General features: G+C 69.5%; 19 protein-coding genes and 1 tRNA gene. 10 read left to right on the forward strand and 10 right to left on the reverse strand.

The features are described from left to right. Nucleotides 1–55 precede the first annotated feature (55 nt). The gene (gene selD / locus ACTH43_RS11750) at nucleotides 56–1,081 is read right to left on the reverse strand and encodes a selenide, water dikinase SelD (protein ID WP_441445084.1); all 1,026 of its coding nucleotides are present in this window, start codon (nucleotides 1,079–1,081) and stop codon (nucleotides 56–58) included. Nucleotides 1,082–1,156: 75 nt separating this feature from the next. Here selD and ACTH43_RS11755 point away from each other — a divergent pair. The 3 genes from ACTH43_RS11755 to selB all read left to right on the forward strand — a co-directional run bounded on the left by ACTH43_RS11755 (nucleotide 1,157) and on the right by selB (nucleotide 4,440). Next, nucleotides 1,157–1,251: transfer RNA gene (locus tag ACTH43_RS11755), tRNA-Sec, on the forward strand. Nucleotides 1,252–1,309: 58 nt separating this feature from the next. Further along, entirely contained in the window at nucleotides 1,310–2,653 is a 1,344-nt protein-coding gene (gene selA, locus ACTH43_RS11760; RefSeq protein WP_441445112.1) for an L-seryl-tRNA(Sec) selenium transferase, read from the forward strand. After that, nucleotides 2,653–4,440 carry a selenocysteine-specific translation elongation factor gene (selB, locus tag ACTH43_RS11765; RefSeq protein WP_441445113.1) on the forward strand — a complete coding sequence of 596 codons (1,788 nt, stop codon included), beginning with the start codon at nucleotides 2,653–2,655 and terminating at the stop codon, nucleotides 4,438–4,440. The genes selA and selB overlap by 1 nt, the downstream gene beginning before the upstream one ends. Nucleotides 4,441–4,531: 91 nt before the next feature. On the opposite strand, the gene ACTH43_RS11770 is transcribed toward selB, so the two are convergent. Next, nucleotides 4,532–5,008, reverse strand: a complete 477-nt coding sequence (locus tag ACTH43_RS11770; protein ID WP_441445085.1) for a hypothetical protein — start codon at nucleotides 5,006–5,008, stop codon at nucleotides 4,532–4,534. A 157-nt stretch (nucleotides 5,009–5,165) separates the two neighbouring features. Here ACTH43_RS11770 and ACTH43_RS11775 point away from each other — a divergent pair, with 157 nt between their 5' ends. Beyond that, a complete protein-coding gene (locus ACTH43_RS11775; RefSeq protein WP_441445086.1) occupies nucleotides 5,166–6,464 on the forward strand; it encodes a WXG100 family type VII secretion target in 1,299 nt (432 codons plus the stop codon). A 211-nt stretch (nucleotides 6,465–6,675) separates the two neighbouring features. On the opposite strand, the gene ACTH43_RS11780 is transcribed toward ACTH43_RS11775, so the two are convergent. Together ACTH43_RS11780 and valS are read right to left on the reverse strand one after the other, a co-directional pair. Next, entirely contained in the window at nucleotides 6,676–7,167 is a 492-nt protein-coding gene (locus tag ACTH43_RS11780) for a hypothetical protein (protein WP_441445087.1), read from the reverse strand. A 150-nt stretch (nucleotides 7,168–7,317) separates the two neighbouring features. Beyond that, nucleotides 7,318–9,990, reverse strand: a complete 2,673-nt coding sequence (valS, locus tag ACTH43_RS11785; RefSeq protein WP_441445088.1) for a valine--tRNA ligase — start codon at nucleotides 9,988–9,990, stop codon at nucleotides 7,318–7,320. 107 nt (nucleotides 9,991–10,097) lie between these two features. Between valS and ACTH43_RS11790 the strand changes: the two genes are divergently transcribed. Beyond that, complete coding sequence (locus tag ACTH43_RS11790) at nucleotides 10,098–10,868, forward strand: metallophosphoesterase family protein (protein ID WP_441445089.1); 771 nt, start codon at nucleotides 10,098–10,100, stop codon at nucleotides 10,866–10,868. 23 nt (nucleotides 10,869–10,891) lie between these two features. Here ACTH43_RS11790 and ACTH43_RS11795 read toward each other — a convergent pair whose 3' ends face one another. The 5 genes from ACTH43_RS11795 to ACTH43_RS11815 form a co-directional block, all read right to left on the reverse strand. Then, nucleotides 10,892–11,950: a lipoyl protein ligase domain-containing protein gene (locus tag ACTH43_RS11795; RefSeq protein WP_441445114.1), complete on the reverse strand. Its 1,059-nt coding sequence runs from the start codon at nucleotides 11,948–11,950 to the stop codon at nucleotides 10,892–10,894. Between the two features lie 42 nt (nucleotides 11,951–11,992). Continuing rightward, nucleotides 11,993–13,288 (reverse strand): hypothetical protein, encoded by a 1,296-nt coding sequence (locus ACTH43_RS11800; RefSeq protein ID WP_441445090.1) that lies wholly within the window; start codon nucleotides 13,286–13,288, stop codon nucleotides 11,993–11,995. Between the two features lie 110 nt (nucleotides 13,289–13,398). Continuing rightward, on the reverse strand, nucleotides 13,399–14,400 hold the full coding sequence (locus ACTH43_RS11805; RefSeq protein WP_441445091.1) for an ABC transporter ATP-binding protein: 1,002 nt from the start codon (nucleotides 14,398–14,400) through the stop codon (nucleotides 13,399–13,401). Next, nucleotides 14,397–15,182, reverse strand: a complete 786-nt coding sequence (locus tag ACTH43_RS11810) for an ABC transporter permease (protein WP_441445115.1) — start codon at nucleotides 15,180–15,182, stop codon at nucleotides 14,397–14,399. Before ACTH43_RS11810 ends, ACTH43_RS11805 begins: the two co-directional genes overlap by 4 nt. An 82-nt stretch (nucleotides 15,183–15,264) precedes the next feature. Beyond that, nucleotides 15,265–16,059: an ABC transporter permease gene (locus ACTH43_RS11815; RefSeq protein WP_441445092.1), complete on the reverse strand. Its 795-nt coding sequence runs from the start codon at nucleotides 16,057–16,059 to the stop codon at nucleotides 15,265–15,267. Between the two features lie 181 nt (nucleotides 16,060–16,240). Here ACTH43_RS11815 and ACTH43_RS11820 point away from each other — a divergent pair, with 181 nt between their 5' ends. The 4 genes from ACTH43_RS11820 to ACTH43_RS11835 all read left to right on the forward strand — a co-directional run bounded on the left by ACTH43_RS11820 (nucleotide 16,241) and on the right by ACTH43_RS11835 (nucleotide 22,693). Beyond that, entirely contained in the window at nucleotides 16,241–16,687 is a 447-nt protein-coding gene (locus tag ACTH43_RS11820; RefSeq protein ID WP_441445093.1) for a cation:dicarboxylate symporter family transporter, read from the forward strand. A 407-nt stretch (nucleotides 16,688–17,094) separates the two neighbouring features. Further along, nucleotides 17,095–17,403 (forward strand): helix-turn-helix domain-containing protein, encoded by a 309-nt coding sequence (locus ACTH43_RS11825; RefSeq protein WP_441445094.1) that lies wholly within the window; start codon nucleotides 17,095–17,097, stop codon nucleotides 17,401–17,403. A gap of 314 nt (nucleotides 17,404–17,717) precedes the next feature. Continuing rightward, entirely contained in the window at nucleotides 17,718–20,381 is a 2,664-nt protein-coding gene (locus ACTH43_RS11830) for a hypothetical protein (protein ID WP_441445095.1), read from the forward strand. A gap of 758 nt (nucleotides 20,382–21,139) precedes the next feature. Continuing rightward, the gene (locus ACTH43_RS11835) at nucleotides 21,140–22,693 is read left to right on the forward strand and encodes a hypothetical protein (protein WP_441445096.1); all 1,554 of its coding nucleotides are present in this window, start codon (nucleotides 21,140–21,142) and stop codon (nucleotides 22,691–22,693) included. A gap of 60 nt (nucleotides 22,694–22,753) precedes the next feature. On the opposite strand, the gene ACTH43_RS11840 is transcribed toward ACTH43_RS11835, so the two are convergent. Beyond that, the gene (locus ACTH43_RS11840; protein WP_441445097.1) at nucleotides 22,754–23,947 is read right to left on the reverse strand and encodes a hypothetical protein; all 1,194 of its coding nucleotides are present in this window, start codon (nucleotides 23,945–23,947) and stop codon (nucleotides 22,754–22,756) included. Between the two features lie 123 nt (nucleotides 23,948–24,070). Between ACTH43_RS11840 and ACTH43_RS11845 the strand changes: the two genes are divergently transcribed. Next, a complete protein-coding gene (locus ACTH43_RS11845; protein WP_441445098.1) occupies nucleotides 24,071–24,343 on the forward strand; it encodes a helix-turn-helix domain-containing protein in 273 nt (90 codons plus the stop codon). Nucleotides 24,344–24,355 lie beyond the last annotated feature (12 nt).

Raw genomic sequence — 24,355 nt, forward strand, 5'->3', positions numbered from 1 at the left:
GCGGGAGTTCCCGGCGCAGGAAATGTCAGCGCAGGAATCCTCAGTGCAGGAGTTCTCAGCGCACGTCGATGCCCGAGCCCTCCACGGTCTCGCCGATGATCGGATAGCCGGGGACCTCACCGATCACCAGCAGCCCGCCGGAGGTCTGCGCGTCGGCCAGCAGCAGAAGATCCTCCTCGGTGATGCCGGCCCCGGCGCGCAGCCCCCTGCTGGCCTGCACCCACTCGAGGTTCCGTCGCGTCCCACCGGAGACGTAGCCGTCGCGCAGCGCCTCGGCGGCCCCGTCGATCAGCGGCACCGCGGCACGGTCGATCACCATGCCCACCCCGGAGGCGCGACCCATCTTGAACAGGTGTCCCAGCAGACCGAATCCGGTCACATCGGTCGCCGCCTTCGCGCCGGCGGCGAGTGCCGCCTTCGAGGCATCGCGGTTCAGGGTCGTCATGGTCTCGATCGCCGCGGAGGAGACCTCACCGGTGCTCTTCATCCGGTTGTTCAGCAGGCCCACGCCGAGCGGCTTGGTGAGCGTGATCGGCAGTCCTGCCTCGGCGGCGTCGTTGCGCAGCAGACGGTCCGGGTGCGCGGTGCCGGTGACCGCCATGCCGTACTTCGGTTCCGGATCGTCGACCGAGTGCCCGCCGATGACCGGCACCCCTGCCTCCTGCGCGATCGCAAGACCGCCCGCGAGCACCTCCTGCAGCAACTCGTAGGGGAGCACCCCGCGGGGCCAGCCCACCAGGTTGATCGCCACCACCGGGTCGCCGCCCATCGCGTAGATATCCGAGAGGGCGTTCGCGGCGGCGATGCGACCCCAGTCGAAGGCGTCATCGACCACCGGGGTGAAGAAATCCGCGGTCGAGAGCACAGCGGTGGTGCCATCGGGCCCGCCGATCCGCACCGCGGCGGCGTCGTCACCGTCCTCGAGGCCCACGATCACCTGCTCGTACTGCTGCCCGGAGAGTGCGGAGACGACCTCCTCCAGCTCACCCGGCGGGATCTTCGAAGCGCAGCCGCCGCCGTGCGCCATGGTGGTCAGACGGATCGCGGGCTGGGACACGGGACGGATCAGGTTCTCGTTCATGCATCGAGCCTATGTCGCCGCAGACGCCCGTGCGGGGCGAGTCGTCCCTGGTCCGGCGGTGATAGCTTGGTGCGCGGAGGCGTACGTGTCCTGGTGGGCGCCCCGGTCTTCAAAACCGGTGAGACCGAGCATCTCGGTCTGGCGGGTTCGATTCCCGTCCGCCTCCGCCATGCATTCGCCGCCCCCGCAGGTGGCACCGCCCCGTCGGCACCAGGAGGTCCCGTGCCCATGCCCGTGCCCCCGCAGCCCGGCGAGGAGAGCCCGGACCCGCGTCGTCGGATACCGCGCACCGACCAGCTGCTGGCCCATCCCGACGTCGTCGCCGCGACAGCGACCTTGAGCGAGCTCGTGGTGGTCGGCATCGTGCGCGCGGTCCAGGACCGCGCCCGGACGGGTGAGATCACCCCCGAACAGGTGCAGGAGGAGATCCTCGCGGCCCTTGGAGGTCGTCCCGCCGGGTCCTCGCGCCCGGTTCTGAACGCGACCGGGGTCATCGTCCACACCAACCTCGGCCGAGCGCCGCTCTCCGGGGCTGCACGCACCGCGCTGCAGGATGCCGCCGGATACACCGACGTCGAGTTCGACCTCGGCACCGGTGCCCGCTCCCGCCGCGGCGCCGGGGCCCGGGCGGCGCTGCTGGTCGCCTGTCCCGAGGCCGAGGACGCGCTCGTCGTCAACAACGGCGCGGCCGCACTGCTGCTGGCCGTCACGGCACTGGCCGGGAACGGCGAAGTGGTGCTCAGCCGCGGGGAGATGATCGAGATCGGTGCCGGCTTCCGCCTGCCGGACCTCATCACCTCGACCGGCGCGAAACTCCGCGAGGTCGGCACCACGAACCGCACCCACCTCGCCGACTACACAGGAGCGATCGGCCCCGGGACCGGCTGCGTGCTGCGCATCCACACCAGCAACTACCGAGTCATCGGCTTCACCTCCGAGGTGGGCCTGCGCGAGCTCGCCGGCCCCTGTCACGAGGCGGGCGTCCCGCTGATCGCGGACCTCGGCAGCGGACTGCTCGCCCCCGAACCGTTGCTGCCGGAGGAGCCCGATGCCGCCACCGCCCTGCGCGGGGGAGCGGACCTGGTGATCGCCAGCGGGGACAAGCTGCTCGGCGGCCCCCAGGCCGGGATCCTGCTGGGCAGCGCCGAGATCATCGCGCGCCTCGCCCGGCACCCCCTGGCCCGGGCCGTGCGCGCGGACAAGCTCACCCTCGCCGCGCTCGAGGCGACCCTCGGAGGGCCCGTCCCCCCGGTGCTCGAGGCGCTGCGCCAGGACCCGGCCGCCCTGCGCGAGCGCACCGAGCGCCTCGCCGTGCAGCTCGGCGGGCGCGTGCTCGCCCACGAGGGCCGGGTCGGCGGCGGGGGAGGAGCCGAGGTCCCGCTGCCCGGCTGGGCGCTCGCCCTCGAGCCCGAGCTCGCCGCCCCGCTGCGCACCGGTGAGCCGGCGGTCGTCGCCACCGTGCGGGACGGCGACTGCCTGCTGGACCTGCGCTGCGTGCCCGCCGCTGAGGATGCGCATCTCGTCCTGGCCGTGGCCGCGGCCCGCGGGCGCCTGCAGCAGACTTCTCGATGATGCAGGTCATCGCCACCGCAGGTCATGTCGACCACGGCAAGTCCACCCTCATCCGAGCTCTCACCGGGATCGAGCCGGACCGGCTGGCCGAGGAGAAGCGGCGCGGGCTGACCATCGACCTCGGCTTCGCCTGGACCGCGCTGCCCTCGGGCCGAGAGGTGTCCTTCGTCGACGTCCCCGGTCATGAGCGCTTCCTCGGCAACATGCTCGCCGGCCTCGGCCCCGCCCCGATCGTGTGCTTCGTGATCGCCGCGGATGAGGGCTGGCAGGCTCAGTCCGGCGACCACCGGGATGCGATCGCGGCGCTCGGCATCGACCAGGGCCTGATCGTCATCACCCGCATGGACCTCGCCCCCGACCGGGTCGAGCAGGTCATCGCCGAGGCCCGCAGCGAACTCGCCGGAACCGGCCTCGCAGGCGCGCCCGCCGTCGGCATCTCCGCAGTCGCCGGGCAGGGCCTCGACGAGCTGCGCACGCTGCTGGATGCCGCGGTCGGCTCCGCCCGCGAACCCTCCACCGCGCAGCGGGTGCGGCTGTGGGTGGACCGTGCCTTCTCGATCTCCGGAGCTGGCACCGTGGTCACCGGCACCCTCGCCGCCGGCACCCTGCGGCGCGAGGACCGCCTCACCCTGTGCGGCGCTGATCGCAGCGGAGAGGTCGTGGTGCGCGGCCTGCAGAGCCGCGGCGGCCAGGTCCCTCAGCTGGGACCGGTCAGCCGTGCCGCGGTGAACCTGCGTGGGGTGAGCACCGAGGAGATCGGTCGCGGCGACGTGCTGCTCACGCCGGACACCTGGGAGCTCACGCATCTCCTGGACGTGCGCCGCAGCACCGGGACATCCCTCGAGGACGCCCCGCAGCAGCTGGTGGCCCACATCGGCACTGCCGCAGTCGGGGCGCGGGTGCGCCCGCTGGGGCCCGACCACGCGCGTCTCACCCTGGACCGCCCGCTCCCGCTCCAGCTCGGGGACCACCTGGTGCTGCGCAGCAGCGGCAGCCACTCGGTGCGCAACGGCGTGCAGGCGCTCGACCTCGACCCTCCCTCCCTCGAGCGGCGCGGCGACGGCGCCCGGCAGCGCGCAGTGCTCGAACAGATGCCGCTCGGCGGCGACCTCGCCCTCGAAGTGCGACGCCGCGGCGCGGTGCGTGCCTCCCTCCTCCTCCGCTACGGGATGACGCTGCCGGTCCCGCTGCCGGAGACGGTGCACCGCCACGGGGACTGGCTGGTGGATGCGGAGGCGAGGACGGGCTGGGCGGAGCAGCTGGGCGAGCGCGTCGCTCAGCAGCGTCGCACCGATCCGCTCACCGCTGGGCTGCCGCGCAGGGCCGCGATCGATGCGCTTGCGCTGCCTGACGAGGCGCTGCTCGACCTGGTGGTGGCTGCTGCCGGACTCGTCCAGCACGAGGGTCGGGTGCGCGATGCGGAGTCGGGCCAGGATCTCGGCGCTGCCGAGGCTGGCGTCCGCACCCTCGAGGAGCGGCTCGCGCGATCACCCTTCGCCGCGCCGGAGGCCGACGATCTCGCCGCGCTGGGACTCGGGCCGAGAGAGCTCGCGGCCGCAGCCGCGCAGGGACGGCTGCTGCGCCTGCCGGACGAGGTGATCCTGCTGCCCGCGGCGCCCGCGCTGGCGATGCGCGCCCTCGCCGCGCTGCCGCAGCCCTTCACCACGAGCGAGGCCCGGCAGGCGCTCGCGACCACTCGCCGAGTCGCGATACCGCTGCTCGAGCATCTCGACAGCCGCGGCTGGACTCGCCGCCCGGATCCCGGCCACCGCGAGGTCGTGCGCTGAGCTGTGCGCTGAACCGGGCAGCGCAGCATGTGCCGGGCCGTCTCCGCAGGTTCGAGGACGGAAACGGTCGTCTGCGGGGGCCCGCCTTGCCTCAACGCCGTGCGGCGAGCCACTCCTGATGAGCGTTGAGCAGAGCGTTCTGGGCCCTGCTGTGGTCGGCCGGGGTCAGCAGCGCGGCAGGTGAGGTCGGAGACTCCCAGATCGCCCTGACCTCGACCTGCCGGCCGTCGTGCAGCTGGGCGATCACGACGGTCCGGGGGCTGCCGGGCGGGGGAGGCAGCAGCTGATGGACCTGCTCCCAGCGCAACGACTGCGCAGCCTTGAACGCCCCGCACCAGCTGAAACCCTGCCCGTCGATCCGCAGCCCAGAGCGCTGCACCGCCCAGAGGATGAACACGCCCGCGCCGATCGCCAGCAGCGAGGGGAGGAACAGCATGAGGAAGCCGGCACTCTCCAGGGCCCACGTCAGGATGATCGCCGTGATGCCGGCTGCGATCCCGATCAGGATGACGAAGGGTCCGACGGCGTAGTTCACCTTGGCGGCGACGCTGCGGATAGTGATGCTCAAGAGGGTTCTCCGACGTGAAAGGGGACGGACCCGGCCACACTACTGTCCCGGTGCTGAACCATCGATCGTCGGCACATGGGGAGTTGTCCCCATGGGCACGGCGATGACCACTGGGTAGCCTCGTGATGTTCGGGGACCAGAAGTGAGGACGGGCGGCATGGCGGGTTTCTACGGCAGCGACACGGATCAGCTGCGACAGCACGGGGATGCATCCCGGCAGGGTGCGCAGGCCCTCATCGAGCTGACCGAGCGGGTCACCGCTGCGATCGATGCGGCAGCCTGGATCGGCGCCGACGCAGACGCCTTCCGTGCCGAGTGGCACGGGACGGTCAAGCCCGGACTCCATACGCAGGCGGACACCCTCCGCGGCAAGGGCGACCAGCTCGATCAGCACGCCGAAGAGCAGGACCAGGCGTCGGCAGTGGACGGCGGCGGCGGTGGCCTGCTCGACCTGATCGGTGATCTCCACGTCCAGCTGCCCCTCCTCGGAGGCCCGCTCATCGGCCTCCCGCTGACCCCTGACGTCATCCGTGACCTGGCCGACGGACTGGACGACTGGTTCACCGGTGGGGACGCCGAGGGTGATCACCACATGTACGGCTCCGGGGAGGACTTCGGCGAGGGGCAGGTGGCCGCCGACGGACGCCCGGTCGGCCAGTCTGACGCAGGAGGCTCCCACTGGGACGGCAGGGAGATCGACAACGAGCGAGGGTACTTCGACGGCTACGCCGAGACCCGTGCGAGTGCGGGCGCTCACGCCACCCAGGACGAATACGGCAACTACACCGCGAGTGCAGGTGCTCGGGCCGGCGCCGAGGTCGGCTTCGACGAGATGGTCTACGGCCCTGACGGCAAGCCCCTGATCTCGGCCGACGGACGCATCGGCGCGGAAGCCTATGCTGAGGGCGGTGCCAGCCTCGGCCCTGACGGGGCGAGCGCCGGCGTCCGCGCCGGAGCGGGGGTCTACGGCGATATCTCGAACACCTTCCACGGGCCGATGGGCTCGAGCTACGAGATCGGTGTCGAAGGCTATGCGGGCGCCCACGCCGAGACCAACGCCTACGCGAACCTGACCCGCAACGAGGACGGCCAGGTCAACGGCGCTGAGTGGGGCGCGGGAGCTGAGGCCTTCGCAGGCGCCGAGGGTGCGGTGAAGTTCGAGCGGACCAGTCCCGGAGGCTGGTTCTCCAGCGAGGGTTCTGTGGGCGGCCAGGCAGGTTTCGGTGCTGGCGCGTCGACCGGCGGCTCCGTCTCGACCGATGAGATCTCCTTCGGCCTCGGTGGCGAGTTCGCCGTCTACGGGGGAGGTACCGGTAACCTCTCGGTCGCGATCCACCCCAACGCCATCGTCGACTCCTTCACCCCCGGTGACTACAACATCGATGACGCGCTCGGTGATGCCTCCGGAGCAGCTCGCGATGCCGGACATTGGGTGGCGGACCGGTGGCCCTTCTGAGCGCTCCTCGGTGACGACGAGACCGGGCAGGGGAGTTCCCCCCATGGGCATCTCCGCACGGGAGATATAGGCCCTTCGGAACGGGCGAGTACGACCTCGAGAACATCATCGACGACGCCTCCGGCATCTTCGACGGGGCGAAGAACTTCGTCGAGTAAAACTGGCCGTTCTGACCTGGCCGGCTCAGCCCAGCAGCCCCGGCCGGGCGGGCTCAGCGCCCGGACTCGGGGTTCTGCGCAAGCCACTGCTGATGCGCCCTGATCACAGCGGCACCGGCACGCACGTACCACGGATGAGGGCCGGTGCTGTCGCCGGCGCTCTGCGTCTTCCGCAGCGGCGTGATCGGCACCATGGAGCCGTCCCGGAGCCACAGCAGCACCGAGTCGCCTCGCTCGTGCATCCCTGGGACCACGACCTGGTGGACCTGCTCCCAGGGCACGAAGCTGCGAGCTCCGAACATCGTGGACCAGGCGACCCCGCGGGCATCCAGACGTGCGCAGGCCCGGCGGGCGAGCAGGAACAGGGCGACCCCGACCCCGACCACAAGCAGTCCGAGCAGCACCACGAGCACGGCACCCAGCACCTCACCCTGGACGATCAGGGCCACGGCGAACAGCGCAGTGAAGACTCCGGTGGCGGCGACCGCGGCACCGGCCCACATGAGTCCGGAGCTGGATCCTGCCCGGACGGTGGCGAAGCCCATGGGGTCTCCTTTTCACAGCGCCGGCCACTCAGCTCCGGCGACGATCGGGTCTGCACAGACTGAGTCGGGTCTGCACAGGCCGAGTCGGGTCTGCGCAGACTGAGCCGGGCCTGCGCAGACTGCGACTGTGCAGAACGAGCCTGCGCGGGCTCAGCCCTGGTTCCGGGGCTGCTTGACCGGCGGCTCGCCGAGCTCGACATCGCGGGTGAGGATCCCTTCGACCTCACCGGCGACCAGCTCGAGCTTCTCGATGCGGCCCAGCGCCGTGAGGTCACCGGCGGCGGCCTCGAGGTGGGCGAGCGCCGCCTGTGGGGCCACGACCGTGACGGACAGGATCGGGGTCTTCTGTGAGACCTTCGCATCGGACTTGATGCGCCGCAGCGTGATCGCGGCCTGCGCGACCGTGTCCACGAGCGCCGCGTCCTGACCGGCTGCCGCTTCCCGCAGGGGAGCGGCCTCGGGCCAGGCCTGGGTGTGCACGCTGCCACCCCGCCACCACGACCAGACCTCCTCGGTCGCGAACACGACCACGGGGGCGAACAGCCGCAGCAGCACCTCGAGCGTGATCGCGAGCGCGGCCCGGGCCGAAGCTGCCCCGGCCTCACCGGCGGGGGAGTTGCCGTGGGCACGCTCCTTGACCAGCTCGATGTAGTCATCGCAGAACGCCCAGAAGAACGGCTCGATGACCTCGAGCGCGCGGGCGTAGTCCATGTCGTCGTTCGCGGCGGTGGCCTGCTCGATGACATCCGCCAGCTGTGCGAGCAGCGCCCGGTCCAGCGGATCGGTCACCACGGCAGGATCTGCGGCGAGGCGTCCGGCGGGATCGGCCGGGGCGTCCCCGAAGCCGAGGGCGAACTTCGAGGCGTTGAGGATCTTGATCGCGAGGCGTCGGCCGATCTTCATCTGCCCCTCGTCGAAGGCGGTGTCCACGCCCTGACGGGCACGACCGGCCCAGTAGCGCACCCCATCGGAGCCGTGCTGCTCGAGCAGACCGATGGGGGTGACCACGTTGCCCTTGGACTTGGACATCTTCTTGCGGTCCGGGTCCAGGATCCAGCCGTTGATCGAAGCGTGCTTCCAGGGCAGCGAGTCCTGCTGCAGGTGGGAGCGCACGATCGTGGAGAACAGCCAGGTGCGGATGATGTCGTGGCCCTGGGGCCGCAGATCCATCGGGTACACCTTGGAGAAGAGCTCCGGGTCGGAGTTCCAGCCACCTGCGAGCTGCGGGGTCAGCGAGGACGTGCCCCAGGTGTCGAGGATGTCGGGGTCGGCGACGAAGCCGCCGGGCACGCCGCGCTGGGACTCCTCGAAGCCGTCGGGCACGTCGATCGTGGGATCGATCGGCAGTGACTGGACCGACGGAGTGAGCACGGTGTCGTAGTCCGTCTCGCCATCGGCGCCCACCGCGTACCAGATCGGGAAGGGCACACCGAAGAAGCGCTGGCGGGAGATCAGCCAGTCACCGGCCAGGCCCTCGACCCAGTTGCGGTAGCGGGACTCCATGTACGTGGGGTGCCAGGTCAGCTCCTTGCCACGGGCGATCAGCTCGTCGCGCAGGCCGCCCTCGGACTGATCACGGCCTCCGTTGGTGAGGTACCACTGGCGGGAGGTGACGTACTCCAGCGGCTTGTCGCCGTTCTCGTAGAACTTCACCGGGTGGGAGATCTTCTCGATCTCGCCGGTGAGGTCTCCGGACTCGGTCGCCATCTCCACCACGCGCTTCTGCGCGCTGAACACGGTCAGTCCCGCCAGCTCGGAGTAGTTCGCCTGGCCCTCGGGCGTGGTGATCCACGGCGCCTCGGTCAGGAAGCGGCCGTCGCGGCCGATCACGGAGCGGGTGGGCAGCTCGAGCTCGCGCCACCAGGTGACGTCGTTCGAGTCGCCGAAGGTGCAGATCATCGCGATGCCCGCGCCCTTGTCGGGCTGGGCGAGGGGGTGCGCCAGCACGGGCACCTCGACCCCGAACAGGGGAGAGGTGACGGTGCTGCCGAAGAGCCCCTGGTAGCGCTCATCGTCCGGGTGGGCCACAAGAGCCACGCACGCGGGCAGCAGCTCGGGGCGGGTGGTCGCGATGACGACCTGCTCGCCGGTGCCGTCGGTGCGGGTGAAGCCGAGGCGGTGGTAGGCGCCGTCGCGGTCGCGGTCCTCCTGCTCGGCCTGCGCCACCGCGGTGCGGTAGGTGACGTCCCACATGGTGGGGGCCTCGGACTGGTACGCCTGACCGGCCTCGAGGTTCTCGAGGAAGGCACGCTGGGAGGTCGCGCGGGAGTGCGCGTTGATGGTCTGGTAGCTGTAGTTCCAGTCCACCGAGAGGCCGAGGGTGCGGAACACTTCCTCGAAGGACTTCTCGTCGATCGCGGTGAGGCGCTCGCACAGCTCGATGAAGTTGCGGCGCGAGACGGGCACCTGGTTCCCGGGCTTGGAAGACTTGTTGTCGCCGCCCTCCTGCGGGGGCGTGTAGTCCTCCACATAGGGCAGCGAGGGGTCGCAGCGCACGCCGAAGTAGTTCTGCGCGCGGCGCTCGGTGGGTAGGCCGTTGTCGTCCCAGCCCAGCGGGTAGAAGACGTTCTTGCCGCGCATGCGCTGGTAGCGCACGATCATGTCCGCCTGCGAGTAGCCGAACACGTGGCCCACGTGCAGCGAGCCCGAGGCCGTGGGCGGCGGGGTGTCGACGCTGAAGACCTGGTCGCGGGTGGTGTCGGGGTCGAAGGCGTAGAGCTGCTGCTCGCTCCATACGCCGTCCCACTTGTCCTCGAGGCCCTCGAGGGAGGGTCGATCGGGGATGGAGGTGGCGGTGTCAGGGCGCGGTGCAGTGTCGGTCATGGGGACATTGTTCCAGGTCTGTGCTCGGGTGCAACGCAGGCGGCGACAGTGTGAGCGCCCTCGCGTACGAGGCGGGACGCAGCAGGGGCGGGCCGTACCGTGGAGGGATGTCCTTCGAACGCCTCGCCGTGGTCTCCGACGTGCACGGCAACCTCACCGCTTACGACGCTGTGCTCGCCGACATCGCAGCGCGCGGCATCACCCGGATCCTGAACCTCGGCGATGTAGTGGGCAAGGGCCCCCGCGGCGCCGCCTGCACGGCGCTGACCCGAGAGCGCTGCGAGGCGACCGTGCGCGGGAACTGGGAGGTGTTCGTCGCCGGAGATGGCGAGCTGCGCAGCGAGGGCCAGGCCTGGTGGCGGAAGGAGATTCCCCCGGAGGACAGGCAGTGGCTGTTCGCCCTGCCTGGCAGCCTGGACCTCGAGCTCTCCGGGCGACGGGTGCGGGTGCTGCACGCCTCGCCGGTCGATGAGTTCACCCGGGTGCACCGCGAACACGGGGCGGAGCAGTTCGCGATGATGTTCGCTCCCACCCCGTTCACCGGGGACGGCGGCCCCGCGGATGTCGTCGTCTACGGCGACATCCATGACCCCTTCCTGCGCTCCGGCAAGGAGGGGACGCTGGTGAACGTCGGCAGCGTCGGCAATCAGTTCGACGATCCGACCCCCTCCTACGCGATCCTCGAAGGCGACCCGGACGGCGGGAAGGACGCACCGTTCGGGATCCAGTTCGTACGGGTGTCCTATGACGTCGAGGCCGAGATCGCGGCGGCCCGTGCGCTCGGCATGCCCGAGCTCGAGGCGTACGAGATCGAGCTGCGCACTGGGGTGTACCGCGGGGACCATGCGGCGCTCGGGCTCAGCACGCCGCGTGGCTGAGCCTCACCGCGCATCTCGAGCGCTCACGGCACCCGCGCGGTCCACTCCTCGGTCCCGAACTTCGTCTCCACCAGCTCGCGGGCCTTGGCGAGCTCATTCTCGGTGTAGTCCGAGTCGACGGTGTCATAGCGGGCGCGGAAGAAGTCCAGGAACCCGGCGATGATCTGCTCACGGGCCAGGCCCGTCTGCGAGCGCATCGGGTCCACGCGCTTGTTCGCGCTCTTGGTGCCCTTGTCGGAGAGCTTCTCGCGGCCGATCCGCAGCACCTCGCTCATCTTGTCCGCGTCGATGTCGTAGCTCATCGTCACGTGGTGCAGCAGCACCCCGCCCGCGAAGCGGCGCTGGGCGGCGCCGCCGATCTTGCCCTGCTCGGAGGCGATGTCGTTCAGCGGCACGTAATGAGCCTTCACCCCGATCTCCGCGAGGGCGCCCATCACCCAGTCGTCGAGATAGGCATAGGACTGCTCGAAGTTAAGTCCCTCCACCAGGGAGGTGGGCACCACCAGCGAGTAGGTGATGCAGTTGCCCTGCTCCATGAACATCGCGCCGCCGCCGGTGATGCGGCGCACCACCCCGATGCCATGCCTCGCTGCGCCCTCGGCGTCGATCTCGTTGCGCAGCGACTGGTAGGAGCCGATCACCACCAGCGGGGAGTCCCAGTCCCAGATCCGGAAGTGAGGGTTGCGACGCCCGGCGATCACCTCGTTCGGCAGCACCTCGTCCAGCGCCACGTGCATCACCGGCGGCAGCACCTGTGGGCCGATCACGTCGAAGGTGAGGTCGTCCCAGCTGGTCGCGTGACCGAGCGCCCGGCGCACCGCGATCGCGACCGCCTCGACGGAGAAGCCGATCATCTGCACCGGGTCCGGGCGGGCCTCGAGCCGGGTGGTGAGCGCCGCGCCGAGCTCGGCGGCGGTCGCGTCGGTGGGCATCCCCTCCAGCGCGGCGTTGAGATCCTCGAGGGCATCATCCGGCTCGAGGAAGAAGTCCCCGAAGACGTGGGCGGTCGCGATCCGGCCGCCCGCGACGGTGACGTCCACCGAGACCAGCTTGCCGCCGCGCACCTTGTACTGGCCGTTCATCACCGTGCTGTCGTTGCGCTCTTCCATGCCTGCCATTGTCCCTCAGTGGATCGTCAGCGACCGCAGAGCGCGGTGGACCTCCCAGACGAAATCCGCGGTGGACTGGCTCTTGCGCGGCGCGATCGCGTAGGTCTCGGCGGGGCGCCGTGAGGTCTCCTCACGAGTGACGCGGGGGATGAGGTTCTTCCACTCGCGCTCCCCGCCCACCCACAGGCGGTACTCGGTGCCGGACTCGTCCCCCCTGTGCAGCAGCCGCATCCCCATCGACGTCGCGGTCAGTGCCGGCTGGCGCTTGGCGGCTGCCGGCTCGAAGCCGCGGTCGCGCAGCAGCATGGGATTGAACAGCGCCCACAGCAGCAGCCGCGCTCCCTCCAGCTCGGGGGACGCGGGCGCGCCTATCAGCTCAGCGGAGACAGGCGGGCTCCCCGCCTCCGTGCGCCACGCGGTGCGACGGGAGAACATCGCCAGGCGCTGCGTGACAGCCTCCCGCTCCTCGTCGGTCTCGATCCGGCCGATGCCCAGCGGGACGGGGTCCTCGCCCGTGCGCAGGAAGTGCACCGGGGTGCCCTGCTCGACCTCTCCGAACTCGAGGCCCGTGCGATGCCGTCCCACACCCGCCTGGAGGTGGGCGCCGGTCTGGCCGCGACGGGTCGAGAAGTGCGGGCTCGTGCCGAGCAGGGTGCGGCTGGCCAGGTGGAGCACGTCCAGGTGGGCGCGGAACTCGCGGGCGGTGGAGGTCTTCGTCAGCAGCTTCTTCGCATCGACGGGGAACTGCACGACGGGCCGCCCGGCGTTCTCACCCACCTCGCCGAGGGTCTCCCACAGGTGGGCGTGGCCGGGATCGGCCTTCGGCATCCGCCTGGCCACTCGGGCCCAGCTGGTGGCGACGACCCCGTCGGGGACTTCGCCGTCGAGTTCGGCGCGGTCGGTGTGTCGGGCGATCGCGACCAGCAGGTGCTGGGGTGAGGGGCCGAGCGCCGCTCGCATCTCCCTCAGCCGGGTGGTGGAGAACGGGCCGCCGACGCGCAGAGCGATGCCCAGGCGGGCGCCGTCGTCGGTTTCCCCTGCGGTGGGCAGCAGCTCGGCGAGCAGATCGGGGGAGGTCTTCCGCAGCCGTGGGGCGGCGGCGATCGAGCCGGTGGTGTGCTCGGTGCGGGCGATCGTGCGCAGGAACGCGTCCCGACTGCGAGGGGACATCAGCACGAACTCGAGCATGTGCCGCAGGATCACCTCGACCCGCACATGGCGCTCCGCCGAGGACTCCAGATCGGGGGAGAGCGCGGAGCGATCCACGGCATAGGTGAGCATCTGTCCGACGGTGGCGTACGAGCGGGCCATGATCCTCCTTCTCCAGGGCGGGCACAGGCGGTCCGGGCTGTGGTGGTGGGCCATTATCCTCCTCCTACAGTGTGCATCGTCGCAGGTGGAGGGTCTAGGCGTGTCCCGGGTCAGAGCCTCCCGTCGCGGGCGTAGATCTGCCGCACCAGGTCCTCGATCGCCGGTTCGGTCAGCGACAGGTCCCGCACCTGGGCCTGGGCACCGATCGCGGTGAGCAGCGCCGGGACCGTCAGCTCGGCGCCCGAGAACGCGATCCGGTGGCGGATCCCGTCGGCCTCCACCGCGAGGGTGCTCGCGGCGGTCGGGAGGGTGAGCGCGGCGAGGGGCTCCTCGAGATCCACGATCAGCTCGCGGGGAGCACCGAGGCGCGCACGGAAGGAGGCCAGCGCCCCGTCGTACGCGACGGTGCCCGAGTTCACCACGACGATCCGGTCGCACAACCGCTCCACGTCCCCCATGTCGTGAGTGGTGAGGAACAGGGTGGTGCCGCGCTCGGCGCGGTCCTCGCGCAGGAAGCGGCGCAGCCCCTCCTTGGAGACCATGTCCAGCCCGATCGTCGGCTCATCGAGCACCACCAGCTCGGGCGAGTGCAGCAGCGCTGCCGCCACCTCGCCGCGCATCCGCTGCCCGAGCGACAGCTGCCGCACCGGGCGGTCCAGGAACCCGCCGAGGTCGAGCCCTTCCACCAGACGCCCCAGGCGCTGCTCGCGGCCACGGTCGGTGAGCCGGTGCATCGCCCCCAGGATCCGGTAGCTGTCCCGCAGCGGCAGGTCCCACCACAGCTGGGATCGCTGGCCGAAGACCACCCCGATGTCGCGGGCGAGGTGACGGCGCTCGGGCACCGGGTCGCGGCCCAGCACCCGGACCGTGCCGGCGGTGGGCTGCAGGATCCCGGTCATCATCTTGATGGTGGTGGACTTCCCCGCGCCGTTGGCACCCACGAACCCGACCGTCTCACCAAGGTCGATGCGCAGGGTGACGTCGTCCACCGCGCGCACCAGCTGCCGTCGTCGCCGCCGGGAGCCGGCGACGGGAGTGCGGACAAGGTAGTCGCGACGCAGCCCCGCGAGCTCCACGGCGGGGGACTGCGGTGACGGTTCAGGGGTGCTCATCCACCGGCTCCTGTGTATCTGCGGACTCCCGCGCGCCAGAGCAGACCGGCGACGATCCAGGCCAGGACCGTGGCCGGCAGGCCCAGCCACCCGGCCCAGGCGGGGATCAGGGCCGGGCCGGGCAGGTCCAGCAGCGCGAGGGTGGGGGCGTAGGCGATCAGCGTCGCCGGGATGACGAAGGTGAAGAAGGCGCGCATCGGCAGTGCGAAGACGGCGCCGGGGGTGGTGGCGACGTAGTTGCCGCCGTAGGTGAAGGCGTTGGCGAACTCGCGGCCGTCGACCAGCCAGAACTGCAGGGCGCCGGCCACCGTGAACAGGGCGCCGAAGAGCAACGCGCCGGCGAGCGGTGCGAGCACGGCCAGCAGCAGCGTGGCCCCCGTCGGCTGGAAGCCGGCGAGCACCAGGGCGGTGACGTACATCGCCAGGCCCACCACGATCCGGCCGATGCGGCGCAGCGAGAGATCCAGGCTCGAGATCTGCAGCAGCACCGGAACGGGGCGGATCAGCAGGGTCTCGAGCTTTCCGGACCTGATCTGGGTGGAGAGCCCGTCGATCTCCCCGAAGAGGATGTCCCCGATCCCGAAGGCGAGGGCGCCGAGTCCATAGACCACGGCGACCTGCGTGAGCGTCATCCCGCCGAGCGTGCTCACCTGCGAGAGGATCACCCACAGCTCGAGGAACTCGGTGCCCACGATCAGCACCTGCCCCAGGAGGTCGGTGAGGAAGCTGGTGCGGAAGGTCGCCTGTGAGCGGATCCGGGAGCCGTACAGGGTGCGGACCATCCGGGCTGTGGAGACGGGGCGGTCCAGGGGATCGGGGCGGGCCGCCCGGGCGGCACGATCCGCAGGCGAGGGACGGGGCTGCTCAACCACCCTGCACCTCCACGCTCCGCACCCCGGCGTGCAGCATCGCCAGAGCCGCGGCGGTGAGCACCGCGATCCAGCCCAGCTGGGTCCCCAGCAACGGCAGCGCCTCCAGCGGGGACACCCGGCCGGAGAGGGTGTCGATCGGGGTCTGGATCATCGAGGGGAAGGGCGTGGCGCGGGCGATCGTGAGCAACCAGTCCGGAAACCACACGATCGGGATCAGGAAGCCGGAGAGCAGATTCATCACCGCGGTGTAGACCACGGTCAGACCGCGAGTCTCGAGCAGCCAGAAGGCGGCGAGGTTCACCAGCATGTCCGCGAGGAATGCGACCGTGATCGCCAGCAGCAGGGAGAGCGCGCCGAGCAGGTAGGACAGCGGATCCTCCGGCAGCGCGAGGCCGGTGAGCAGCGCGCCGATCAGCAGCGGCGGCACGCCGCGGCCGAGCAGCAGGAAAGCGGCACGTCCCAGCTTCTGCGCGTAATAGAGGCCCAGGAAGGAAGTGGGGCGCAGCAGGTCTATCGCCACATCCCCCTGGTGGACGCGCTGGGAGACCTCACGGGTGCCGAAGGCCTCGATAGGGGCCAGCAGCGCCTGTCCGAGCCAGACGTAGGTCGCCGCCTGGGCGATGGTGTACCCGCTGAGCTCGCCGCCGGCGGTGGTGATCGCGGCGAACAGGATCGAGGCGCGGATCAGGCCGAAGATCGAGTTGGTGAATACCCCGGCGGCCGTTGCCAGACGGTAGGTCGAGTACTGGCGGAAGGCCGCAGCGGCGATCGTCCAGTACGTGGGCACTCGCGCGAGCCTAGCGAGCTGTGGGAGGTGCCACAAGGTGAACGTGGAATCCGTGTCCACCTGGGCCGGGCCGCGCTGTCCCTCCGGGTGGCGAGCGATCGGGTCGAGGGCGCAGCCGGCGTGCGCACCGCCCGGGTCTACGCTGTTCCGGTCCCCACCCGACCCCTGTGAGAGCCGGCCCATGCACACCTACTCCGACGCCTCCTCCGACGCTCCCTCCGACACCGCCGTCGACCCCTCCGCGCGCGCACCTCGTCGGAAGCGCTTCGGACTGCTTCCCCGGATCCTCCTCGCGATCGTGCTGGGGATCCTGCTGGGCCTCGTGATGCCCGAGGCGCTCGCCCGCATCTTCACCACCTTCAACGGGGTCTTCTCCGGGTTCCTCGGGTTCCTCATCCCGTTGATCATCGTGGGCCTGGTGACGCCGGCGATCGCGGAGCTCGGCCACGGGGCCGGGAAGATGCTCGCCGCTACCGTGGTTGGGAAAAAGCGTACTTTGACGGCGTCTCACCCTTCGGGGACGTCGCGGTGGCCCGCCCATCACGTGCGCGCGCCTGACGACACGGCGAACCCGGCCACCTTCAGGACCGCGCTACCGTCTAGAGCACTCGGAGTTGCCCACGCTTGACAATCCCGATAGGATTGCGACTAGTCTTTTTGGATCGCAACCCGAAAGGTCCGAAAGGAAGGGTTACCACCTGTGTGACGATCGACAGGTCGTTGGTCTAGACCGGGCCAGGGAGCAGCGGCTCTGAAATACACCCATCAGTTAGTGGTGGGGTTTCGCACGCCCCTTAGGAGGTGCCGAGGGGCTTGCCCGCCTCGTCGCTAAGGCTCGGATTGGTTTCCGGACCGAAGCTAGGCAATAAAGAGGCTGCGGGTCCATCCCGCGGTCACAGGGCGGAACACGTGGTCGCGGTTGAAAAACAGTGGCTTAGTTCCATCTGGCGACGTGGACGGTACAGATGCCGTCTACTGTGAGCGCGTCTGTCAGAGACATCAGCACGCTATGCGTGCTTGTCTCTGGGAGACCCCGTGGCATCCTCCACCTATGCGCCGTCATCGAGCGGCGTCCACTACCTCAACCTTAGCGACGCTGTAGCTCTGGGCTATGGCGCGTATCAGACACTGCGGCGCTACATCGCGGACGGACGCCTGCCCGCCGTCAAGATCGGCGGCCGCGTCAAGGTCCTGCGCACTGACCTCGACGCTCTCGCGGTCCCGAGGCGTGAATCCACGTTCGAGGACGTCGTCTCCGCCGTCGAGCGCGTTGTAGCCGAAGCGCCTCCGCTCACCCCGGAGCAGCGCGAGCGCCTCGCGGTCGTCCTCGGCGGCACGTCATGAGCGTCGCCGTCGCCGGATGGGACAGCCACGAGATCACCGACGGCGCGCGTCATGGCGCTCGCTTCGACGTGCTCGTGCGTCGTCGCGCGCGGACCCCGGCCGCTGGGGCAGGGGCCGTGCCCGCAGGCACCTCGGGCGATGGGGCAGCGAGGTCCCAGAGCCAGCTCGCCGAGTGTGACACTTCCGGACTGTCACACGTTCCGACCCCTCTCGGGACAGCGGTTTCCCCAGGTCAGGAGGCGAGAGGCCCGGCACGGTCATTAGCCCCTATGGGGAGCCCCGCGTTACGACCGTATGACCGCACCGCTGCGACCGTGCCTGCGACGCCCGCGCCGAGCGCCGTGTCCGGGTCCGCGACCGCGTTCGGCGACCTCCCCTCGGTGAAGGCGATGGGCACGGGCCGCGCCGGGATCGTCGTCGGGTTCGACACCGAGTTCACGACGAACGACGGCGTGCGCGTGATCGACTCGTTCCAGTTCGCGACTCCGGACCCGCTTGACCCCACTGTGATGGTCGAGGTCGTGATCCTGCCGCCGCTGGGATCGACCTCGCGCCTCTCGCTGCACACGGCGTTATGGACCGTGGTGGTCGCCGCTCGGCTGTGGGAGTCGCCGCTGGTCCCCGACGAGGTCGGTCCCCGCGGGGTGCCGCGCGGCGCGTTCTGGACCGACGACTGGCATGACCGTCGGGAGGCGCTGGCGAAGCTGCGCGTGCCCATCGTGCTCGCCTGCCACTACGGCTCGGCGGACCTTACGACTTTCCGCACGGGCGGTCAGAGCCGCGAGCTGGACAGCCTCGTCCGGCTAACCTCGGCTGCCGGTGGCCTGGTGACGCTCCTGCCGTTCCGCTCGCAGCGCGGCAACGAGAACGGGCACTGGTGGCAGAGCCTGTCGGTGTCCGTCCGCGACACCATGTCGCAAGCACCCGCCGGGAAGAAGAGTCTTGCCGTCCTTGGCGAGGCGTGCGGTGTCACGAAGCTGGACGTGCCGGAGGGCTGGATCTCCCGCATGACGGACTACCGACGTGAGCACCTGGATGAGTTCCTGGAGTACGGCATCAACGACGCGGTGATCGTCGTCGAATACCTCGCTCGGCTGTGGGGTGACGGAGTCGTTCCTCCGATCACCCTCAGCGGTGGTGCTGCTGCCGCGCTCGTGGACTCTGGAAGCTCCTACTTGGGGGCGTCGAGCCCCTCGGAGTTCCGCCGGAAGTTCGCTGGGCTGGTGGACGAGGACGAGGGCGTCGAGGCTGTCGAGGAGGGTGACCGGCTGAGCTTCTACGCGAAGCGGGGTCGCAACCCTCTCGATGGCGCTGCCGCGCAGCTCTCCTCCGCGTTCGCCCGCGCGTATCACGGTGGCCTGAACTCGTGTCCGATGCCGGGCTACTACCCGACCCCGAGTGTGGACATCGATGCGCAGAACGCCTACCCGACCGCGATGGCTCTCGTGCGTGATCTCGACTGGGAGGCCGGTGCCATCGAGGAGGTCGTGCATGAGCGAGCGCTCGCCGTTGACGACGTGTCCTCGGCGGCGACGCCGTTCGTCGGCTTCGTGTCGTTCGAGTTCCCCGCCGACGTGGTGTATCCGTGCTTGCCGATCGTCGCTGATGGCACCCTCGTCTATCCGCGCACGTCCGAGGGCGTTGCTGGCACCTGGGTCTGCGGCCCGGAGCTGTGGCTCGCTCTCCGCCTCGGCGCTGTGGTCCACTGCCAGATCGGCTATCTCGGTCGCGAGCTGGGGCAGGACGGTGGGCCGAGCCTATCCCTGCGCCATGGGGTGAAGCAGCTCATCGACGACCGGAACGCTGCCAAGAAGATTTTCGGCAAGGGGTCCCTGGAAGAGCAGACGCTGAAGACCGGCGTGAACTCGGTGTACGGCAAGACTGCGCAGGACGTCGCTGAGCAGCACTCCTGGGACGCCCGTGCGCAGGAGATGGACAACGTCGGTGGTTCCGCCGTGTCCAGCCCATACCATGCGGCGACCACGACGTCGTTCGTCCGCGCGCAGCTGCTGGCGACGATGAACCAGATCGTCGAGCACGGCGGCCAGGTCTACTCGGTGACGACGGACGGCTTCATCACCGACTGCACGGTGGACGAAGTCGCCGCCCTGGACCTGTACGGACTCGCCGACGTGCTCCGCGAGTCCCGCACGGCCCTGACCGGCGACCCGGACATCTGGGAGGCGAAGCACGGTCAGGATGACCTCGTGAACTTCACCACCCGCGGGAACGTGTCGCTCGACCTCGGCGGCGTGTGCGCGCACAACGGGCTCAAGACGCCCAAGGAGATCGTGCGCGACAGCATCGAGGACCGCGAGATGCTGCTGGTCTCCGTCGCCACTCGTGAAGGGCGGGTGCCCAACGGGTATACGCGATTCCCGTCGTTCCAGGAGCTGTCGCGCACCGAGGACCGCAAGGACTTCCTGCCGTCCCGCGTCGAGCGCTCCGTGAGCATGGACTACGACCTCAAGCGCAGGCCCGTCATGACCTCGATGGTCGGTGCGATGGTCCCTCTCCCCGACGGCTCCATTAGCGAGATGGCTACGTTCACCACCGAGCCGTGGGAGCGGGTGGAGGACTGCCTGCGCGCTCGCCAGATCGCCCGCGACATGGCCGAGACCGGATGCCTGCGCACCGTCGCTGAGTGGCGCGACTGGAACCTGAAGTACACGCACGGTAAGGGCCGCCGCATCGTCACTCCGCAGCGCGCAGTGCTCATGTCCATCGTCATGGCGCACCGTCAAGGCGTCGCCACGATCCCGACTCTCGCTGACCGCTCGATGACTATTGCCGACCGCCTCGACTGGCTCGCGGAGTGGGGCCTGGGGACGGTGTCCCGGGGCGACTGGGACAACGCCCGTCGCCCGGAGCGCGCTGCTCAGATGCTCCCCACGGATGTGCTCGCCCCTTACCTCGACCGGATGGCGGCAATGGCCTCCGGAGAACGCCCCACGGACGCCGACCGGCGGCCGTACTGACTGAAAAGGACTAGTCATCACGACTCGGAAGACATCTCAGACCTCCGCCGAAATCATCGCGGAGTCGAAGCGGCTGGCACGCGAAGCACGGGTCATCCGCAAACGTGAAATCGAGGCCGCGAAGCTCACCTTTGCCGGCGAGATTCTTGAGCGCTATGCCCCGGTGGAGAAGCGCGTCCAGCGCGACGACATCGAGGCTCGGATCGTGACCGCTCTCGGTCGCATCCGCACTCCGTCCACGGGTGCCACGGAGCGCAGCGCCGTCGGCGTGACGACCGAGCCCCGCGATCGTGCCAACGACGCGCTCGGGCTCCTAGACCGAGGTGCTGCGCAGTGATGCGAGAAGGCGGAGCCTTGGAGCGGCACGGAGCCAGTGGTCACCGAGGACGCTGCAGCGTCCGCGGTGACCACTGCGGGCGGAGCAGGGACGGACGCGCCAGCGTTCGGCCTCTGCGGAGCCGCCCTCCGCAGGAGCCCCGGACAACCCGAGCTTGCGAGGGTTGTCTTTACGGGGCTAAAGACGACTCGATCTTTGGGGTAGCGAAGCGAGGGAACCCACGGATCAAGTCGTCTTGCGGCGGCACGGCGTGTGGAGGAGCGCAGCGAGAGGCTCCACGCGACGGGACGACCGCGCGACAGCCTAGACGCGAGTGGTTCCGAGCGGGTGGGGTGGAGCACGGGAGGCGAGGGCACGAGCCGACCAGGCGGCCGCGCGAGGAACGAGCACAGATTGCTCGGAACGAAAAGGAGGAACGACGATGAGCGACGAGGCAAAGGGACGGGCTGGGTTCAACGCCCGGCACCTGCGGCACGGGGCCACCGGCACCGAGAGTGATCGCAGGTCGATCTTGAAGGAAGCGATGCGCGACCTCAACGATTGGGACGCCGATTTCTATGCGAACAAGAATCCCAACATCGTGCGCGAGGAGACGCACCTCAACAAGTCCTTGGTCAACGACGGGCAGGGCGGTTTTCGTCACGCGAAGGACGTCGATGAAGTGGTCGAGTACGGCAACGCGCGCATCGGCACGTGCGACAACGACAAGGGTGAGGATCGGGTGACCGACACGGGGCGCAAGTGGCGCTCCGATAGCTTTGAGACTTCGCTGTTCGTGGTCTCGCTGCCGCGCACGCTCTGCACGGAGATCAAGGATTTCTATCCCGTCATTGACGAGCGGGGTGAGCCGGTGGTGGCGGACGGCGAGCCGGTCATGCGCTCGCGCTGGGTCGCGCGCGACATCGACGAGGCACGGGAGTACTTCATGCGCGCGGCCGGGTTCCTCGGCTCGAACGTGCTCACCGGGGGCACCGATGCGATCCACGGCATCGCCCCGAACTTCGACGAGGCATACCCGCACGTGCAGATCATGGCCGACACGCTCGGTCCTGGCGACGACGGTGCGCTGCGGTGCGACGCTTCGAGGATGTGGGGGTCGCATCGTGACGTGCGTGACGCGAGCGGTAGGCAGGAGTCGGGCAAGGCGAAGTTGTCTCGGTATCAGCGGGAGCTGCGGGAGCACATGGCGCAGTGGTACGACGTCGAGCTGGAGACGGCGCACCGTAGCAAGAGCAGCCACAGCCGTGAGGAGTGGGCCAGGATCAAGGACCGCGAGCAGATCGCTAAGGCGCTGCGGCAGAGCGCCACGCGCAAGCGGGAGCTGATCGACTCCGAGGGTAAGCGCGTGCAGGACCGTGAGGAGGAGATCGACGAGCGAGCAGGCAAGGTGCGGGTGCGCCAGGCCAAGCTCGCTAAGCGGGAGGCTGAGGTCACTGCGCGGGAGCGCGCAGCCACCTTGGAGGCTCAGAGGGTCGCTGAGGAGCGTGCGCGTGTCGCTGAGCGCGAGGCTGACGTCGAGGCGCGTATCAAGGCTTACCGGCGCGAGATCGCTGTGCAGGATCGTCATATCAGGGAGATCGCGGCGGACGTTCGTCTTCCGACCGCTGCTGACCCCGAGGTCGGCCTGGCAACGCAGGCAGTTCTGGTGGTGCGAGAGATTGCGCGGCGCGCGGATCAGGCCCGGAAGGTCGAGGGCAGGGCGAAGCGGCATGAGGAGGAGGCTCGGCAGTCGGCGGAGAGTGCGAAGCAGTTGGAGAACGATGCTCAGGTGCGCGTGAATGAACTCGCGGAAACGCCGCCCTTCTGGCAACAGTTCGCGGACAACCATCAGAGCAACGGCGTCACGATGACCGAAAAGTTCCACAAGTTCGTGGAGCATGAGAAGAAGAAGCGTGAGCCGCTTAAGTCCGTGTCGTCCCTCAAGAGTCCCTCTGCGCGGCAAAAGAGCCTGCAGTGGCCGAAACCGCCGCAGTGACAAAAACACGGCCCCGACACCGCTCTCAAAACGGTGCCGGGGCCGTGGACGTAGCCCGAGTTACCGCAGCTCCACGCCGACGACGCCGCTACCCTCGGCGGTATAGATCTGGAAGACAGCGATCCCGCCATCCATGATCCCCAACGGAGCAGCGCCATCGTAGAGAACACCCTCGACACCCGGTGCACCGAAGTCGATCATGACCGCCGACTCCTTGGCATCGGAGTCACCCTCGACCTTCCCGAAGGCGAGGCCCGAGTCATCGACGGCACTGAGCTTCGGGGTCCGCTCACCGGAGGATCGGTCGCCGTAGCAATGACCCTCATCGGCCGAGACGACGACGTTGCCGTAGACCGCGTACTCACCGTTGGGACTGCGTGTCCCGAAGCTTCCGTCACCACCACCGGTGAACTGGTCCATGCACTCGAACGTGTAGCGGACCTCGCCCGTATCCACGTCCGCGGCCGTGACCGGTTCCGGGCTGTTGATCGAATGCGACAGGAAGGCGAGCCCGAGACTCGGCACACGCATGTGATAGGACAGATCCCTCAGCTTGCCATCCGGATTCGGCACACCAGCGACGGGAAGCGGATCATCCGGTGTACCACCAGGCGGCTTCGACATCCCATAGGGGCGCTTCTCGCCAGTGTTCTCATCGTAGAAAGCCGACATGTCGTCGTCACCGCCGGAGCCATCATCCTTTCTCGACATGAGCCAGCCCTTCGGGATGCGCACGTCGTCGAACTCGTCGGCGACGCTGCCGTCGTCGTAGGACAGCAGCTGAACCGTGTCGACCTTCTCGGTCTGGGTGAGCCCCTCGGACTCGGAGCCTCCCTCGTTGAGGACGGCGAAGTGACCACCCAGGAAGTGACCTGAGTCTTCAGCGAAGTCCGTCGTCCAGACCTCCTGGCCGTCCGCGTCGAGGGCCACGAGGACCTTCTCGCCGGCAGCGTCGCCGTTGCGGACCACGAAGGTGCGGTCGCCCTGGACGAATCCGACCTCGTCGTGCTCGCTGCCGAGCTCGTGGGCCCAGACGACGTCGCCGAAGACGTCCTCGGGGAGGTCGCCGAGGTCCTCGCGCGTGAACGCGAGCTGCTCCTCGGCGGGTTCCTGCTCCTGGGACTGCGGCTGCTCGTCGGGCTGGGGCTCCCCGGGCTGGGGCCCGTCCGCCGCGCCCGAGCATCCGGCGAGCAGCAGCGCGAAGGCCGCGACGGATGCGGCGACGGTGGTTCGAACGGTGCAGTTCGTTCTCATACTGGCTCCGTGTCTTCTGGTGTTTTTCCTGGTCTGACCGGGGTCGATCCGAGATCAACCCTACCGACAATCAGGCGCGTTTAGGTTACTGTGCATCAAACGTAACTGCGGGGGCGTTGGTGTGTGCCCGTACCCGCTCCTGACCTCCGCGCCCTCGGTGTCGAGATCGCGCGCCTGCGGAATGAACGCGGACGCTCGCTGGACTATCTCGCCGAGGCGGCAGGGGTGCACCGGAAAACGCTCATCCAGATCGAGGCGGGTCGGGTCGCCGCGCGGATCACGACGCTGCACGGCATCGCGCACGCGCTCGGAGTTCCGCTCACCGAGCTTGTAGCTCCCGTGTGCGCCCGGCACCCGAAGTCGATTCGGGTGCCCACGCGCCTCGTCGAGCGTTGATCCCGCCGAGGC

This window comes from Brachybacterium sp. (assembly GCF_052095815.1).
Taxonomy (GTDB): Bacteria; Actinomycetota; Actinomycetes; order Actinomycetales; family Dermabacteraceae; genus Brachybacterium.

Bases quoted from the DNA above. Each gene is read 5' to 3' on its own strand.
- selD (WP_441445084.1), bottom strand. From the start codon at position 1,081: ATGAACGAGAACCTGATCCGTCCCGTGTCCCAGCCCGCGATCCGTCTG.
- ACTH43_RS11810 (WP_441445115.1), bottom strand. From the start codon at position 15,182: ATGGTCCGCACCCTGTACGGCTCCCGGATCCGCTCACAGGCGACCTTC.
- ACTH43_RS11805 (WP_441445091.1), bottom strand. From the start codon at position 14,400: ATGAGCACCCCTGAACCGTCACCGCAGTCCCCCGCCGTGGAGCTCGCG.
- ACTH43_RS11780 (WP_441445087.1), bottom strand. From the start codon at position 7,167: ATGGGCTTCGCCACCGTCCGGGCAGGATCCAGCTCCGGACTCATGTGG.
- ACTH43_RS11775 (WP_441445086.1), top strand. From the start codon at position 5,166: ATGGCGGGTTTCTACGGCAGCGACACGGATCAGCTGCGACAGCACGGG.
- selB (WP_441445113.1), top strand. From the start codon at position 2,653: ATGCAGGTCATCGCCACCGCAGGTCATGTCGACCACGGCAAGTCCACC.
- ACTH43_RS11790 (WP_441445089.1), top strand. From the start codon at position 10,098: ATGTCCTTCGAACGCCTCGCCGTGGTCTCCGACGTGCACGGCAACCTC.
- valS (WP_441445088.1), bottom strand. From the start codon at position 9,990: ATGACCGACACTGCACCGCGCCCTGACACCGCCACCTCCATCCCCGAT.
- ACTH43_RS11800 (WP_441445090.1), bottom strand. From the start codon at position 13,288: ATGGCCCGCTCGTACGCCACCGTCGGACAGATGCTCACCTATGCCGTG.
- selA (WP_441445112.1), top strand. From the start codon at position 1,310: ATGCCCGTGCCCCCGCAGCCCGGCGAGGAGAGCCCGGACCCGCGTCGT.
- ACTH43_RS11795 (WP_441445114.1), bottom strand. From the start codon at position 11,950: ATGAACGGCCAGTACAAGGTGCGCGGCGGCAAGCTGGTCTCGGTGGAC.
- ACTH43_RS11820 (WP_441445093.1), top strand. From the start codon at position 16,241: ATGCACACCTACTCCGACGCCTCCTCCGACGCTCCCTCCGACACCGCC.
- ACTH43_RS11840 (WP_441445097.1), bottom strand. From the start codon at position 23,947: ATGAGAACGAACTGCACCGTTCGAACCACCGTCGCCGCATCCGTCGCG.
- ACTH43_RS11835 (WP_441445096.1), top strand. From the start codon at position 21,140: ATGAGCGACGAGGCAAAGGGACGGGCTGGGTTCAACGCCCGGCACCTG.